Source organism: Bacillus sp. Bvel1 (assembly GCF_014872755.1).
GTDB lineage: Bacteria > Bacillota > Bacilli > Bacillales > Bacillaceae > Bacillus > Bacillus velezensis.
Genome location: NZ_JAAOBZ010000008.1, coordinates 937987 through 953006, shown reverse-complemented (window position 1 = coordinate 953006; position 15020 = coordinate 937987). Strand labels below are relative to the sequence as shown.

At 43.3% G+C, this 15020-nt stretch carries 16 protein-coding genes; 11 read left to right on the top strand and 5 right to left on the bottom strand.

Annotation, left to right across the window (positions count from 1 at the left end; all coding sequences use genetic code 11):
* The 7 genes from ssbA to HAP68_RS19150 all read left to right on the top strand — a co-directional run bounded on the left by ssbA (position 1) and on the right by HAP68_RS19150 (position 4323).
* Positions 1-519 (top strand): single-stranded DNA-binding protein SsbA, encoded by a 519-nt coding sequence (gene ssbA / locus HAP68_RS19180; RefSeq protein ID WP_004392979.1) that lies wholly within the window; start codon positions 1-3, stop codon positions 517-519.
* A 43-nt stretch (positions 520-562) separates the two neighbouring features.
* Positions 563-802 (top strand): 30S ribosomal protein S18, encoded by a 240-nt coding sequence (gene rpsR, locus HAP68_RS19175; protein ID WP_004392983.1) that lies wholly within the window; start codon positions 563-565, stop codon positions 800-802.
* 192 nt (positions 803-994) lie between these two features.
* A complete protein-coding gene (locus HAP68_RS19170) occupies positions 995-1576 on the top strand; it encodes a bifunctional transcriptional activator/DNA repair enzyme AdaA (protein ID WP_015387409.1) in 582 nt (193 codons plus the stop codon).
* On the top strand, positions 1573-2130 hold the full coding sequence (locus HAP68_RS19165) for a methylated-DNA--[protein]-cysteine S-methyltransferase (RefSeq protein ID WP_015387410.1): 558 nt from the start codon (positions 1573-1575) through the stop codon (positions 2128-2130). The genes HAP68_RS19170 and HAP68_RS19165 overlap by 4 nt, the downstream gene beginning before the upstream one ends.
* Positions 2127-2885 (top strand): exodeoxyribonuclease III, encoded by a 759-nt coding sequence (gene xth / locus HAP68_RS19160; protein ID WP_024086046.1) that lies wholly within the window; start codon positions 2127-2129, stop codon positions 2883-2885. The genes HAP68_RS19165 and xth overlap by 4 nt, the downstream gene beginning before the upstream one ends.
* A gap of 62 nt (positions 2886-2947) precedes the next feature.
* Positions 2948-3886, top strand: coding sequence for a LacI family DNA-binding transcriptional regulator (locus HAP68_RS19155; RefSeq protein WP_024086045.1), 939 nt, complete (start codon positions 2948-2950; stop codon positions 3884-3886).
* A 56-nt stretch (positions 3887-3942) separates the two neighbouring features.
* A complete protein-coding gene (locus tag HAP68_RS19150; protein ID WP_004392999.1) occupies positions 3943-4323 on the top strand; it encodes a VOC family protein in 381 nt (126 codons plus the stop codon).
* A gap of 31 nt (positions 4324-4354) precedes the next feature.
* Here HAP68_RS19150 and HAP68_RS19145 read toward each other — a convergent pair whose 3' ends face one another.
* Positions 4355-5686, bottom strand: coding sequence for an MFS transporter (locus HAP68_RS19145; RefSeq protein ID WP_015387413.1), 1332 nt, complete (start codon positions 5684-5686; stop codon positions 4355-4357).
* A gap of 214 nt (positions 5687-5900) precedes the next feature.
* On the opposite strand from HAP68_RS19145, the gene HAP68_RS19140 reads away from it, so the two are divergent.
* Entirely contained in the window at positions 5901-6797 is an 897-nt protein-coding gene (locus HAP68_RS19140; protein ID WP_024086044.1) for a CPBP family intramembrane glutamic endopeptidase, read from the top strand.
* On the opposite strand, the gene HAP68_RS19135 is transcribed toward HAP68_RS19140, so the two are convergent.
* Positions 6794-8863 carry a thioredoxin domain-containing protein gene (locus HAP68_RS19135; protein WP_024086043.1) on the bottom strand — a complete coding sequence of 690 codons (2070 nt, stop codon included), beginning with the start codon at positions 8861-8863 and terminating at the stop codon, positions 6794-6796. The genes HAP68_RS19140 and HAP68_RS19135 overlap by 4 nt on opposite strands.
* A 276-nt stretch (positions 8864-9139) precedes the next feature.
* On the opposite strand from HAP68_RS19135, the gene HAP68_RS19130 reads away from it, so the two are divergent.
* Positions 9140-9523: a DMT family transporter gene (locus HAP68_RS19130; protein ID WP_014306198.1), complete on the top strand. Its 384-nt coding sequence runs from the start codon at positions 9140-9142 to the stop codon at positions 9521-9523.
* 38 nt (positions 9524-9561) lie between these two features.
* Here the strand turns inward: HAP68_RS19130 and HAP68_RS19125 are convergent, their stop codons facing one another.
* Complete coding sequence (locus HAP68_RS19125) at positions 9562-9789, bottom strand: helix-turn-helix domain-containing protein (protein ID WP_015387417.1); 228 nt, start codon at positions 9787-9789, stop codon at positions 9562-9564.
* Positions 9790-10110: 321 nt separating this feature from the next.
* Positions 10111-10611, bottom strand: a complete 501-nt coding sequence (locus HAP68_RS19120; protein WP_024086041.1) for an RrF2 family transcriptional regulator — start codon at positions 10609-10611, stop codon at positions 10111-10113.
* A gap of 195 nt (positions 10612-10806) precedes the next feature.
* Between HAP68_RS19120 and HAP68_RS19115 the strand changes: the two genes are divergently transcribed.
* Positions 10807-11448: an FMN-dependent NADH-azoreductase gene (locus tag HAP68_RS19115; protein WP_004393012.1), complete on the top strand. Its 642-nt coding sequence runs from the start codon at positions 10807-10809 to the stop codon at positions 11446-11448.
* Positions 11449-12327: 879 nt separating this feature from the next.
* Here HAP68_RS19115 and HAP68_RS19105 read toward each other — a convergent pair.
* Positions 12328-13239, bottom strand: coding sequence for a DMT family transporter (locus HAP68_RS19105; protein ID WP_024086040.1), 912 nt, complete (start codon positions 13237-13239; stop codon positions 12328-12330).
* Between the two features lie 128 nt (positions 13240-13367).
* On the opposite strand from HAP68_RS19105, the gene HAP68_RS19100 reads away from it, so the two are divergent.
* Entirely contained in the window at positions 13368-14816 is a 1449-nt protein-coding gene (locus HAP68_RS19100) for an aminotransferase-like domain-containing protein (protein WP_024086039.1), read from the top strand.
* Positions 14817-15020 lie beyond the last annotated feature (204 nt).

The window sequence follows — 15020 nt, the reverse complement described above, 5'->3', positions numbered from 1 at the left end:
ATGCTTAACCGAGTTGTATTAGTCGGAAGACTGACAAAAGACCCAGAGCTTCGTTATACGCCAAGCGGTGCGGCTGTCGCCACGTTTACTCTTGCTGTGAATCGTACATTCACGAACCAGTCCGGAGAACGTGAAGCCGATTTCATTAATTGTGTCACTTGGAGAAGACAAGCCGAAAACGTTGCAAACTTTCTTAAAAAAGGAAGCCTTGCCGGCGTAGACGGCCGACTCCAGACAAGAAATTATGAAAATCAGCAGGGACAGCGTGTCTTCGTGACAGAAGTCCAAGCTGAAAGTGTTCAATTTCTTGAGCCTAAAAACAGCGGCGGTTCTGGATCAGGCGGATACAACGAAGGAAACAGCGGCGGAGGCCAATACTTTGGCGGAGGCCAAAATGATAATCCGTTCGGCGGAAATCAGAACAACCAGAGACGAAATCAAGGGAACAGTTTTAATGATGATCCATTTGCCAACGACGGCAAGCCGATTGACATCTCGGATGATGATCTTCCGTTCTAATAGATTATCGCTATATTCATAACGAGAAAGGTGGGAAATGACAATGGCAGGAGGACGCAGAGGCGGTCGTGCGAAACGCCGTAAGGTTTGTTACTTCACTTCTAACGGCATTACGCACATCGATTACAAAGATGTAGATCTTCTTAGAAAGTTTGTTTCTGAGCGTGGTAAAATCTTACCTCGCCGTGTAACTGGAACAAACGCGAAATACCAACGTAAATTGACTATCGCGATCAAACGCGCACGTCAAATGGCTTTACTTCCATACGTAACTGGCGAGTAAGCCGAAAGAAAAGAGCAAGAGCCTGCGGGCTCCTGCTCTTTTTTTATATCAGTCCTCCTCCATCCTGCCGAAATGTTTCACATGAAACATGGAAGTGCTCCTGACATCTATCTTTGTTATCTTGCTCCTCTATTCAAATACGCGTACTTATGCAATGAATTTGTTTATACTGAAGAACAGGGGGTGGCTGAGATGGAGACAGACAGAAATATCCTGACTGATGAAAAGTGGAGCGCAATCATACGCAATGATGCTTCTTATGACGGGGCATTTTATTATGCAGTAAAAACGACGGGGATTTTCTGCCGGCCTTCTTGTAAATCGAGAATTCCGAATAAAGAAAACGTGCTGGTGTTTGATACGGCTGATGCAGCGATTGATAAACATTTTCGTCCCTGTAAAAGGTGCCGGCCGAACGGTCTTCGTCTTCCTGATGAAGAATGGATTGCTCAAATCATTGAGTACATTGACCGCCATTATCACGAATCTCTGACTCTGAGTGTACTGGCCGAAATGTGTCACGGCAGCCCTTATCATTTACAGCGGACATTTAAAAAAATCAGGGGAATATCCCCGATTGAGTATATACAGAAAATAAGATTGGCGAAGGCGGAACACCTTTTAAAGCATACTGATATGACAGTCATGGAGATTGCTCTGACGGTCGGAATTCCAAACACAGCGCATTTTGCCACTCTTTTTAAAAAGAGAACCGGGAATTCGCCCACAGAATACCGAAAAACTGCCGGAATGGGACAGGGAGGTTCAATATGAGTAAAGAGACAATGGTCTATTGGACACTTTTCACACGGAATGATTGGAGCCTGTATACAGCCGCCACATCTAAAGGGCTTTGCTTTATAGGTTCAAATCATGGAAGCTTTGAAGAGCTTGAGCAGTGGGCAAAAAAATCACTGCCGCAATACCGATTGGCACGTGATGATGAGAAGCTGGCGTCTTACACGGCAGAGCTGTCCGAGTACATCGAAAATGGCAGATCAGCTTTTTCAGTGCCGGTGGATCTTTACGGGACAGAATTTCAGCTTGCTGTATGGAAAGCGCTTATGGACATACCGTACGGCGAGACATACTCCTATTCGGATATAGCAGAAATGATTCAGAAACCGGCAGCCGTAAGAGCCGTGGGCGCCGCAATCGGGAAAAATCCGGTATTGATTACGGTTCCGTGCCATCGCGTCATCGGAAAAAACGGAAAACTGACCGGATTCAGAGGCGGTTTAGAAATGAAAAAGCAGCTGCTGGCATTAGAGGGCGGAAACATTGAAACACTGGAATGCCGGCTGAGCCGGACAGGGGGGAACACATGAAACTGATTTCTTGGAATGTAAACGGCTTACGTGCCGTGATGAAAAAGATAGATATCAATACTTACGTTCAGGAAACGAAAGCCGATATTTTATGTCTGCAAGAAACGAAAGTACAGGACGGACAAGTATCATTACAGCTTGAAGGGTATCATGACTATTGGAACTACGCGGTGAAAAAAGGCTACTCAGGCACGGCTGTTTTTTCGAAAGAAAAGCCGCTTCACGTGTTTTATGGACTGGGAATTGACGATCATGATCAAGAAGGACGGGTGATCACACTTGAATTTGAGAACCTGTTCGTCGTCAACTGTTATACGCCGAATGCCAAACGCGGATTAGAGCGAATTGATTACCGTCTTCAATGGGAAGCCGATTTTAAGGAGTATCTGCAGAAGCTTGACCGGAAGAAGCCCGTGATATTATGCGGCGATCTGAATGTCGCACACAGGGAGATAGATTTAAAAAATCCGAAAGTCAACCGGAAGAACGCCGGTTTCTCGGATCAGGAGCGGGAAGCGTTCAGCGCCCTGCTGAACACCGGATTTACCGACTCATTCCGCTATTTATATCCTGATCGGGAAGGCGCCTATTCCTGGTGGTCTTACAGGACGAACGCACGTGAGAAAAACATCGGCTGGCGGCTTGATTACGTCATTGTTTCAGACAGACTGAAGCCGCGGATCAGCGAAGCGGCCATTTGCGCCGATATCATGGGTTCTGACCATTGCCCTGTTGAAATGACAGTGGATTTATGATGAGATAGCAGTAAGAGAAATCCACTCTTGCTGCTTTTTTATCACCAAAAATGGAGGAGCACATGGCAAATATAAAAGAGATTGCGAAACTGGCGAATGTGTCGGTGGCTACCGTATCACGCGTATTAAACCGACACCCGTACGTATCTGAGGAGAAAAGGCGTCTTGTGAATCAAGTGATGAAGGAGCTGGATTATACCCCTAATCGAACCGCCATTGATCTGATTCGAGGAAAGACCAATACAATCGGCGTGATTTTGCCGTACAGCGACCATCCCTGCTTTGACAAAATTGTAAACGGTATCACGAAGGAAGCGTTTGCCCATGATTACGTGACAACCCTTCTCCCCACCAACTATGACCCCGCTATAGAGATGACCTATTTCGAACTGCTGAAAATGAAAAAGATTGACGGACTGATTGTCACGTCCCGCGCGAATGAATGGGAAACCGCTGTGCCTTATCTGGAGTACGGTCCCATTGTCGCTTGTGAATATACGCAGCATCAAGAGATTCCCTGCGCTTATAATGACAGGCAGGCAGCTTACAGAGAAAGCTTTTTGTATTTGAAAAACCGCGGGCATCAAGATGTTGCTTTTACATGTGTGCGGGAAGCGGAAAAAAGCCCGAGTACGGCCGACAAGGTAACCGCATATAAGGCGGTTTTCGGCTCTCTTGATGAAACCCGCATTCTGATCGGATGCCATGATATGGACGACGGAAAGCGGGCAGGTGAACACTTCTGGGGTTTCGACAAGGCGCCGACGGCCATCTATGCGCACAGTGATGATGTGGCTGCCGGCTTGTACCAGTTTGCGAAAGAACAGAAATGGGACGCGGAGATCATCGGCGAGGGAAACCTGAGCGTCAGTCGGGCATTGAATATCCCATCTCTGGAACTTCATTTGGAACGGGTCGGAAGGGAAGCATTTTTGCTGTTTTTGCACGGAGAAACGGTTAAAAAACAAATTATGCATCAATTTCAGCGGAAAAAGTCTTGAGCTGAAATGGGTTTCATGCTTTATAACTAGATTGAGAAAAAAAAGGAGGCGGACATATGCGAATTGAACATGCGGCCATATGGGTGAAAGATTTAGAACGGATGAAAGAATTTTATGAGAAATACTTCGGCGCCAAGGCCAATGACCTTTATCATAATGAGAAAAAAGATTTCAAATCGTATTTTCTTTCGTTTGACTCCGGATGCAGGCTGGAACTTATGAAAAAAGGCGGCATTGATGAAGCTCCGTCACAGAATATGACCGGATGGGCGCATCTCGCATTTTCTACAGGCAGCAAGGAGCGGGTGAATGAATTGACGGAGACGTTTAAAAATGACGGATTTCAGGTTGTAAGCGGCCCGCGCGTGACGGGTGACGGATATTATGAGAGCGTGATAGAGGATGGGGAAGGCAATTTGATAGAAATCACAGTGTAACAGTGCGGGGGAACCCGCACTGTTTTATTGATTAAATTTGCTGAGCATTAGTTTTCGGACCGAAGAGGATTAACAAAACGGAACATAGAAGCCAGCAGCCGCCGATGAACAAAAAGACGCTGATGTAGCCGAGCTTAACGGCAATAAATCCGACGAGCAGGGAGCCGAATATATTGGAAAAACGGCCGAGCCCGTACGCCAGCCCGCTCCCGGCCGAGCGATATTCCGTAGGATACGGCTCCGATGTATATGCGTATAAGTTTGAGGTGAAAACCCGTTCCGTGACGTTGACGACAAATCCAAACACAATAATCATGACGGGAATAAACGTCATGCCGTATAACAGTCCGGCAATGGCAGTCAGAAAAGCGCTTGCGGCCAGGATCCATTTCCTTTGGAACGTCTCGGATATCCTGGAACCGAGCAACGCGCCAAGCGGTGCGCCGACAGAGTGAAGCACATTGTACCACAGCGTTTTTTCCATGGTGATGCCGTTGCTTTTCAGCAGGCTGGGCACCCATGAAGCAAAGCCGTAAAAGCCAAAGGTTTCAAGAATCCATACCGCTGACAGGATGATGGTGATCTTTAAATTCCTGCCCTGAAACAGCCCTAAGTAGCCTGCGTGCTTCACTGTATGTACTTCTGCCGCCTCTTTTGGCGCGGGAAGCGGGCCTTTTTCTTTCTCTATACGTGCTTCAAGACGGTTCATAATGGCGTTTGCCTGATCATATGCGCCCCGATTTTCGTGCCAGCGCGGCGATTCCTCAAGCCGGCGGATAAAAAAGAAATAAATGAGACCGGCCGCCCCCCATACGAATACGAGCCGCCACCCCCATGAGCCTAAAGGAATGACAAAAGCGGAAACAACGTTTGTGACGGGAACGCCGATCAGTCCGATCATGGCGCAAAAGGAGATGTATTTTCCCCGTACGGATGATGGAAAAAATTCCGCCAAATAGCTGTTCGTCACAATCATGGCGGCCGCGACGCCGAGCCCGGTCAAGAAGCGGAAAATCATTAAGGACGGAATGTCCCATGCCAGTGCATTCAGAAAAGATGAGATCGAAAAGACAAGGACAAAACAATTCAGCGCTTTTTTCCTGCCGATCCGATCGGACAGTCTTCCGCCGATGGAGGCGCCTAAAAACATGCCCAGGAAGGATGCCGCCGTGATGTCGGCAATGACGGACAGCTTCACGCCCCAATGCTCAATCAGCGCCGGAGCCACGTTGCTGAGCGTAAACAGATCAGCGAGATCGAAAAAATAGATGATTCCGAGAGCGGTTAATACTTGATAGTGCACACGCGAAATGGGGAGACGGTCTAATCGGTTCGCTACATTTGAGAATGTCTGATGTTTCATAAAAAACCCCCTGACTTAGCAATTGTAATCAGAAAATACTGTAAATTTATCTGACGAATACATTATAAAGGTCTTTTTTTGGCAAAAACAGAGTGTAAATAACCAGAGCCAAAGGAAACGGCATAGCGCTTTCTTCTTAAAATATATAACATTTCCTATATCTGTTTCTGTTTATATTGTAAAATGTTGAAGGAAAGGAAGTTGATGCATAAATATGAATACATTTGTACGGCCCGCAGAGGGAAGAAATAGTGTATCGAGATATCTTCTTTCTCTGTTGCTCATTGTGGGTTTGTTCTTTTTCGGAAGCATACTGACCGTGTTTTATATGTTTCTCACGTCCGCTTTCAATCCTTCACTGACGATAAATTGGGATGAGGCGGCATTAAGTGACCCGCTGGCGGATATTTATTTACAGCATATCGTCTATTTCATAGCGATTCCGGGCATTTGGATAGCGGTTCGTTTCATTATGAAGCGGCGGTTTTTATCCATCATTACACCGAATCAGTCGCTGAACTGGAAGAGAATTTTCTTTGGATTCGGCACATATGTTGTGCTGATGTTTGTTGCGGGGCTGATTGATTTTTTAATTCATCCGGATCGTTTCACGCTTCAGGAATTCCATGCTTCACGTTTTCTGCTGCTGTTAGCGGCGGCCGTCTTGTTGGTGCCGATTCAAACCTCTGCGGAGGAATTTCTCTTTCGCGGTTTCCTGCTACAGTTCGCCGGAAAATTGACGGCAAACGCGGTGGTTCTGACGGTCATTATCGGCGGATTATTCGGCGCACTTCATTTCGGAAATCCGGAGATGGAAAATGGAGCTCTCTGGGCGGGAATCGGATATGTTACCATCGGCATGATCTGGACCTTTATCACGGTTAAAACGGGCAGTCTGGAGATGTCCCTTGGCGGTCACGCTGCCAATAATATGTTTTTATTTATCTTTCTCACAGAGGATCATTCGGTATACGGCGGCATTCCGTCGATATTTACAACAGCAGCCGGCGGCTATGAAATATACGATTGCATATCGACTCTGGTGATCAACATCATCTTCGCATGGCTCGCATTCCGTTTTGTGAAAAAAGAAAATCAGCAGGCCGCCTAGGCTCTGCTGCTGATTTGTAAGATGTTCATCGCTTCATCAATATCCGTCGTCGGCCTCCGGCAGGCGAAATTCTCACAAATGTAGACCGTTGTCTTCCCATCGATCATTTGATAACCCGCGGCAAAGTCAGAAATGCCGGCAAGCTCATCCGGATGTTCTGCGGCGAGAATCGTATAGGCGGGAGTGAAATGCTCCTGAAGCGCCTCAATGAAACGTTTTCTGTCCGGGTCATCTTTCCTTCCGAACAAAACGATTTCTTTTTGGGGCATTGTGTGTGCCAGTACGCTTTGCATGAAGAAAGCGCTGCTGCTCGGATAGGCCTCTATTTCCCGTTTGAACACGGAAAACATCGCTTCGGCTTTTTCAATCAGTGATACATCACCCGTCAGGCGGCCGAGACGAAGCAGCTGTACGGCAGCCGCGCTGTTTCCGGAAGGCACGGCTCCGTCATAAACTTCTTTTTCCCTGACAAGAAGAGTCTCAGCATCATTCCCCGTAAAGAAAAAACCTCCGTGCCGTTCATCCCAGAACAGCTCCAGCATGCTTGTACATAACGTTTTCGCTTTCTGCAGATAAGACGGATGAAAACCCGCTTCATACAATTCAAGGTAAGCCCAGATGAGAAAAGCGTAATCATCGATAAACCCTTTGTTTTTCACTTCGCCCTCGCGGTATCGGACCATGACGCGCCCGTCCGGCATGAGGTGACGTTCGAGAAAGCGGATCGCTGTTTCCGCCATGCTGAGAAAGTCAGGCTCGTGAAATACCTTTGCGGCTTTTGCCAGCCCGGCAATCATGAGCGCGTTCCATGAGGTCAGCACTTTGTCATCTGTATGCGGATAGCTTCTGTTTTCACGCGCTTCCAGCAATTTTGTTCTTGCCTCTTCAAGGCGTTCGGCCAGCTCATGTCCGGTGAGGCCGGTCTCTTCGAGGATGGCCTCACGCCGCGTGAAAATGAGGTGCGGGATGTTTTCGCCTTCAAAATTGCCTTGATCTGTGATGTTATACACCTTGCAATAAAGCGGGCCGAGTTCATCACCGAGAAGATTCATGATTTCTTTTTTGGACCATATGTAATATTTCCCCTCACGGCCTTCGGTATCAGCATCTAAAGCTGAGAAAAAGCTGCCGTCTTCATGCATCATTTCCCGCTGAATAAACGTTACGATCTGCATCGCAATCTGTTTGTAGCGCTCATTACCCGTGACTTGATAGGCTTCCGTATAGGCGGTCAGGAGAAGGGCGTTGTCATACAGCATTTTCTCAAAATGCGGCACGAGCCATTCATTATCAGTCGAGTAGCGGGCGAATCCGAACCCGATGTGATCAAAAATTCCGCCGTTCGCCATGCCGTCGAGTGTCTTGGTTACGCCGGCCAAAGCCTGTTCCTTGCCCGTATAGCTGTAGTAGCGAAGCAGAAACATGAGCATATGCGGCATCGGAAATTTCGGAGCCTGGCCGAACCCGCCGTACACCGTGTCAAACCTGCCGGCCAGCTGGCGATACGTGTCATGAACAGCCTGTTCGCCAAGCATGCCCTCAGCCGGGTGAATCTTGACTTCAAGATGAGCGGCGGCGTTTTCGGCGATATCCTCGACATGCTGCCGGTCATTCGCAAACGTTTCGGACAGATGTTCAAGCACATCAATAAAGCCCGGACGGTTAAATTTGCTCGTCTTCGGAAAATACGTTCCCGCATAAAACGGCTTCTGATCTGGTGTGACGAACACGTTCAGCGGCCACCCGCCCTGCCCCGTCATCAGCTGGCAGATTCTCATATACACGGAATCCACATCAGGCCGCTCTTCACGATCAACCTTGATGGCTATGAATTTATCGTTTAACATACCGGCGATCTCTTCGTCCTCAAAGGACTCGTGAGCCATTACATGGCACCAATGACAAGTCGAATAGCCGATGCTGACAAGAACCGGCTTGTTTTCGCGTTTCGCTTTTTCGAAGGCTTCTTCTCCCCAAGGGTGCCAGTTTACGGGGTTGTGGGCGTGTTGAAGTAAATATGGAGATTTCTCAGCGATTAATCTATTGGGTGTACTGTTATTTGGCATGGGCTCACCTTCTTTCACTTTTAAATTGGTTGCTATTTTTACTTTACCATAATGGAGTTTAGTTTATACCTTATTAGATTAACTAGACTAGATTTTATCTACTCGTCTAAGGAAAACCAGTCATTTTGCGCACAATTTTTTTGCAAAATAAAGACTTATAAACATTTGCTGTTTCTTGTAAAGTGGTAACTAATAAAGAAATAATGAAACAAACGATAGAGGTTTAGTACAAATTTATAAGACGTTGATTATTTATACAGGAGGAGAGAATTAACAATGGCATATTTATATTTATTGCTCGCAATTTTTGGTGAACTTATTGGTTCCTCTATGCTCAAGGCCGCAGAAGGCTTCACGAAACTTTACCCTACTATTGGTGCAATTATTGCTTTTATAGGTTCCTTTTTCTTCTTATCACTTGCAATGAAGTCCATACCTTTGAATACCGCCTATGCAGTTTGGTCTGGTGTAGGGACTATTGCTACTACAATAATTTCGATTTTGATTTGGAAAGAAAAAATTAACATTGCCAGTGTTACTGGGATTGTTTTGATACTTGTAGGAGTTGTAATATTAAATCTTTTTGGACCTGGTCATGGTGAAGCACATAGTGTTGAAAACGCAAGCGCAACAACAAACAATGAAAAAATAATTGAGTAGTGACTGTTTGATAGTGAAGTCTATAAAACCTCACTTTTTTATTTATAGTCATATAATATTTGAATGTCATCATCTTTCATGAAAAGTAAAGTCTCTTCGTTTTTAAGTTGTTCAATTGCTTCATTGACTGTTTGATCCAATTTAGATTTGGGTCTGTCCTTTTCTTCTCTACCGACCAAAAAATCAGTGGATACATCATATAAATCAGCGAGTTTCTTTAATGTCTCCGGATCGGGCGATCTATAATCCCTTTCGTAATTAGACAATGTCTACCCTGTTAATCCAATTTTCTCTGCTGTCACGTCTTGATTAGAGTAACCGGATTTTTTTCGAGCCCATTTTAATCTTTGGCCTAATGTCATTTGTTATCATCCATTCCACAAAGAGTTGATTAATTATTATAATATCAGCAATTGCTGACCCTTTCATAAAGTAGAACAAAAAGGCGAACATTAACCTTTGACTCTCCGAATCGGAGTGTTAAACTTAATCTGTAGTTTTATTCATTTTGTTGTCTCGTCCATACTTTCGTAAAAATTCTCCGAAGGCATCTTGAAGCACAAAAAAGCTCTGACTAATTAATTTAGTCAGAGCTTTTTTTTTATGAAGTATTCCCGAGTATCTGTCCTTGTTTTTTTAGGCAATACTACGTCCAATTCTTTATTTAACCATGCGAGCGTTTTATTACGAAGATAATTACGCATCTGTTCTTCTGCTTCAAGCATTACCAAGTTAATTGTACAAGAAGAATTGCTGGATTCACAAGAGTTGCATTTGTCTCGATAAAGCAGACCATTGCTTACAATATTTTTACATTGAAAAATGGGTTTTGGTCCTTCAACAGCCTCTATTACATCCCAAAAGGAAATATCCTCCGGGGATTTTGCTAACCTATATCCTCCCTTTACACCAGGGACAGAATTTACAATACCAGCTTTAGATAATTTACCGAAAACTTTTGAAAGAAATGTTTCTGAAAGTCCTTGGAACTCTGCAAGGTCCCGAATCCCGACACTTTCCTTGGAGGGAACATCTATTAAATAAACCAGACAATGTAAAGCATATTCAACCCCAACACTGTACTGCATATAAACTCACCTGCTTTTGATTTTAAGGTTTATCACATTGTATCTTAGGAGTATTTTTGATGATAGTCAATCTTAAAACCCTTCTTCAGATACTATTTGTTCCGTTTGACAAAATAAAATACAAGGTTTATATTAGTGACCAAGTTAATCGTCGATTAATATAGTCTTTAATATAAAATAAAAGGAGAGTTTCAAATGAGCAAAACACTTATCATTAACGCACATCCAAAAGTAGATGATACGTCATCATACAGTTTACGGGTAATGAACCACTTTTTAGAGGCTTACAAAGAATTAATTCCAGAGAGTGAAGAGCTTGAGCAAATTAACTTATATAGTGATGATGTGCCTATGATTGATAAAACAGTTTTAAGTGCATGGGATAAGGCAGGAAAAGGCGAAGAACTGACAAGCGATGAACAAAAAGTAACAGAACGCATGACAGAAGTATTGAAACAATTCAAAAGTGCAAAAACGTATGTCATTGTTTTGCCTTTGCATAATTTCAATATTCCATCAAAATTAAAAGACTATATGGACAATATTATGATCGCACGTGAAACATTTAAATATACTGACACTGGGTCAGTAGGTCTTCTTAAAGATGGACGAAGAATGCTTGTCATACAAGCTAGCGGATCAATTTATACAAATGATGACTGGTATGAAGAAGTTGAATACTCAAATAAATATCTGAAATCAATGTTCAATTTCCTCGGTATTGAGGATTATCAAATTATCCGAGTGCAAGGAACAGCTTTACTGAGTCCGGAGGATGTTTTACAAAAAGCAAATAAAGAAGTTGAAGAAGCTGCTTCAAGATTGGCAGGTAAATAAGGTATAGCATGAAGATCATTGTTGCTTGGTCGGTCCCTTCTTCCTAAATTAATACAAAACGGCTATCCAGTATTTGCATTGACCCGAGGTAACCGGTCGAACACGTTCCTCAAAAGAATAGGGGTAACTCCTGTAAAAGCAGATGCAATGGATCGAGATGCTGTTCTTAATGCTTTTAGGAAAATTTAACCTGAGGTTGTTGTCCATCAGTTTACCTCTTTAACAGGTTACAATCTTGAAGAAAAAGCGAGAATCAGAATTATAGGTGCGCGAAATACTGTTGATGCGTGTCATGAAATTGGAGTGAAGAGGATAATTGCTCAAAGTCTTTCTTTTGCTTATGAACCCGGATTAATACCTGCCAATGAGGACGTCCCTTTAGATCTCGACGCACCGAATCCAAGGAAAATAAATGTAATTGGAGTGGCATCATTAGAATCAGCAGTTGCTGAATTACCCGATTTAGTAAACAACATTAAAACATTGCAAGAAAATGGGTTGAACAATATCTCATTTGAAGTAAATCATGACACGTTAGAGCATCTTTCCAGCGTGTTTTTTTATTTGTGAAAATGAAAAACCTGTCAAGAAACACAAGACATACAATAACCGCAATAAAAACGAAAAGAATAATTTAATCAATAGACACTTTGTATCTTTTTACATTTTAACTTTGTCAAGAAATGTTCAATCTGCCATGTAAGTTTTCAAAATTCTTTACGGGAGTGGGGGAATTTGCTTGCAACAAGTTTTCTTGAACAAAGGTAACGCCCACAACCCCGTAAACTGGCACCCTTGGGGAGAAGAAGCCTTCGAAACCCAAGTATTAAAAAGGAGAACTGCTTATGACTCTATTTTCAGGGTTAAATGTCATCTGCTTTATTGCTTTTTAGATAAGAAATAAGGATTTAAAATCTTTATCTTTTTATTTACTGTTAGATAGGTGAAACACACCCCGGCGACTGTAACCATCCCGCCTGTCAGTGCAATAAACGCAGGTACTTCACCTAACCACACCCAAGAAATGACCAAGGTTATGGCTGGTGTTAAATAAAGTGAAATGGCTGCTTCTGAAGCACCGACGAGTGAAGTGATATACGCAAGTGCAAAGTAAGGCACAACCGTTGGTAATAAGCCTAAGTAAACGATAGACAATGTTGAGTTCATTGAAGCGTTCAAAAACTCTTCCCCTAAGCCAGGCAGAAATACAAGCATAGGTATTGTCCCGCCCCAAATAGTGAATGTAACGAATGGGATAAATCCATATTTTTTTATATAGCGGGCTTGAAAAACGAAATAAATACTCTCCGAAAAAGCTGCCAGCAGGATTAACAAAATGCCGTTCACTGAATTTGTATAGTTTCCTGCCCCGAAAGAAATGATCGATACACCCAATAAACTAATGATAGAGCCGACCCATTTATAAAAACCGAAATGTTCACCAAAAAACAGACGGGATAACATTGCAGAAAAAATAGGTGTCATGGTCACGAGTAAGCTCGCAACTCCTGCGTTGACAGTTTTTTCTCCGATATTCAGCAAAATGTGATATAGTGCAAAACCTAAAAACCCTAACGATAAAATAGCGGGGATATCCTTCATGTCAGGCAAACGCATATGAGTCAAAACAGCAAAAACCAACAATGCCATTGACCCAATCAACAAGCGAAACAAAGCAAGGTGTTCCGGCGTGTAACTCTCAAGACCCGCGCGAATTCCCGGGAAAGCTGATGCCCACAACCCAATCATCAGACTGTAAGCTATGCCGATTCGAACTGTTTTCTTTCTCATCTTTCTCACTCCTCTTTACAAAAACCAACCAGTTATTTAATGTTTTTCTATATTAATAAAGATTTGATGAGATGACTTCAACCAGTTAAATAGATTTTGACCCAACCACTTTAAGGAGGACCCTTTTAATGAGCGCTCCAGAAGAAAAAAAGATGAGAAAGCTTCCTAAGTACATACAAATCATTCAATTTATAAAAGAGAAAATAGGAAATGGAGAATGGCCGATCGGAAGTAAGATTCCAAGCCAGCGCACGCTTGCCAAACACTTTGAGGTGAACAGGAGCACAGTCATTACAGCTTTAGAGGAATTGACGGCGGATGGATTAATCGAAGGCAGAATGGGCAAAGGGACAGTTGTTACGAACAATACATGGACACTTTTGGCTAAGAATTCCGCTCCCGATTGGGATCAGTATGTAACCTCCGGAATTCAGCAGCCAAGCCAAAAAATCGTTCAAGAGATCAATAAATCAGAATCAAATTCTGATCTTATACAGCTCAGTAAAGGAGAACTTTCACATGAGATTTTTCCTTTAGCTGTTATGAAAGAGATCATGGGAAAGGTATCTCAAAACATAGAGGCATTCGGATATGAGGAACCAAAAGGATATTTGCCTTTGAGAGAGGCATTAAGCGGCTATTTAAGAACAATCGGCATTCAAGCTTCTCCTTCTTCCATTCTTATTGTTTCGGGCGCACTGCAAGCCTTACAGCTTATATCAATGGGGCTTTTACAAAGGGGATCGACCGTTTATCTTGATCAGCCTTCCTATCTTTATTCATTACACGTATTTCAATCAGCCGGTATGAAGCTGACTGGAGTTCCTATGGATCATGATGGAATTTTGCCGGAACATATCCGCATGGCAAGGGGGGAACGGGGGAGGGCTATATTATATACAAATCCTTGTTTTCAAAACCCGACAGGTATTTTAATGTCAAAAAAGAGACGAGAAGAAATCCTTGCGGCAAGTGAGAATACACAGCTTCCCATTATTGAAGATGACATTTATCGTGAGTTATGGATAGATGAGATTCCCCCGGATCCTATTAAAACAATAGATAAAAATGGGCATGTGCTTTACATAGGCAGTTTATCGAAAACATTAAGTCCGGGCTTGAGGATTGGCTGGATTGTCGGGCCGGAACCAGTGATTGAACGTTTATCCGACATAAAAATGCAAACAGATTACGGCTCCAGTTCGTTATCCCAGAGAGTAGCGGCAGAGTGGTTTATATCCGGTGAATACCAGCAGCATCTAGAACAGGTGAGAAGTCAATTAAAGGTGAGAAGAGAATTGGCCTTGAGTGTTTTAGAAACTCATTTGAAAGATGTGGCGACATGGAATATCCCAAAGGGAGGATTCTTTGTCTGGGTAAAAATATTGCCTTCCATATCCATGAAATTACTTTATACCAAAGCCTTATCAAAAGGGATTCTGCTCAATCTCGGCAGGATCTATGCTGAGGAAAAAGGGAATTATATTCGCTTATCATATGCTTATGCATCTCTTGAAGACCTTCAAAAGGGAATTTATGAATTGGGTTTGATGATTAAGGAATTGGCAAGCAGATAAATTTATCATGATTACTTTAATAGAAAGAGACATGACACCAATGACACGCGGATTGTTCGCTGACTACGGTTGGGGTGCTGGTTAAAAAATACTTAGGACAACTTGATATTCAAAGAGCTGTAAGAGAGAGATTATCTTTAAAACCGTCACTAGCAGAAGTCTTCAAAATTATTTAAGTTAATATACCGGTCTTTATTGAGATTT

Coding starts and splice junctions, on each gene's coding strand:
- ssbA (WP_004392979.1), top strand. CDS start 1: ATGCTTAACCGAGTTGTATTAGTCGGAAGACTGACAAAAGACCCAGAG.
- rpsR (WP_004392983.1), top strand. CDS start 563: ATGGCAGGAGGACGCAGAGGCGGTCGTGCGAAACGCCGTAAGGTTTGT.
- HAP68_RS19170 (WP_015387409.1), top strand. CDS start 995: ATGGAGACAGACAGAAATATCCTGACTGATGAAAAGTGGAGCGCAATC.
- HAP68_RS19165 (WP_015387410.1), top strand. CDS start 1,573: ATGAGTAAAGAGACAATGGTCTATTGGACACTTTTCACACGGAATGAT.
- xth (WP_024086046.1), top strand. CDS start 2,127: ATGAAACTGATTTCTTGGAATGTAAACGGCTTACGTGCCGTGATGAAA.
- HAP68_RS19155 (WP_024086045.1), top strand. CDS start 2,948: ATGGCAAATATAAAAGAGATTGCGAAACTGGCGAATGTGTCGGTGGCT.
- HAP68_RS19150 (WP_004392999.1), top strand. CDS start 3,943: ATGCGAATTGAACATGCGGCCATATGGGTGAAAGATTTAGAACGGATG.
- HAP68_RS19145 (WP_015387413.1), bottom strand. CDS start 5,686: ATGAAACATCAGACATTCTCAAATGTAGCGAACCGATTAGACCGTCTC.
- HAP68_RS19140 (WP_024086044.1), top strand. CDS start 5,901: ATGAATACATTTGTACGGCCCGCAGAGGGAAGAAATAGTGTATCGAGA.
- HAP68_RS19135 (WP_024086043.1), bottom strand. CDS start 8,863: ATGCCAAATAACAGTACACCCAATAGATTAATCGCTGAGAAATCTCCA.
- HAP68_RS19130 (WP_014306198.1), top strand. CDS start 9,140: ATGGCATATTTATATTTATTGCTCGCAATTTTTGGTGAACTTATTGGT.
- HAP68_RS19120 (WP_024086041.1), bottom strand. CDS start 10,611: ATGCAGTACAGTGTTGGGGTTGAATATGCTTTACATTGTCTGGTTTAT.
- HAP68_RS19115 (WP_004393012.1), top strand. CDS start 10,807: ATGAGCAAAACACTTATCATTAACGCACATCCAAAAGTAGATGATACG.
- HAP68_RS19105 (WP_024086040.1), bottom strand. CDS start 13,239: ATGAGAAAGAAAACAGTTCGAATCGGCATAGCTTACAGTCTGATGATT.
- HAP68_RS19100 (WP_024086039.1), top strand. CDS start 13,368: ATGAGCGCTCCAGAAGAAAAAAAGATGAGAAAGCTTCCTAAGTACATA.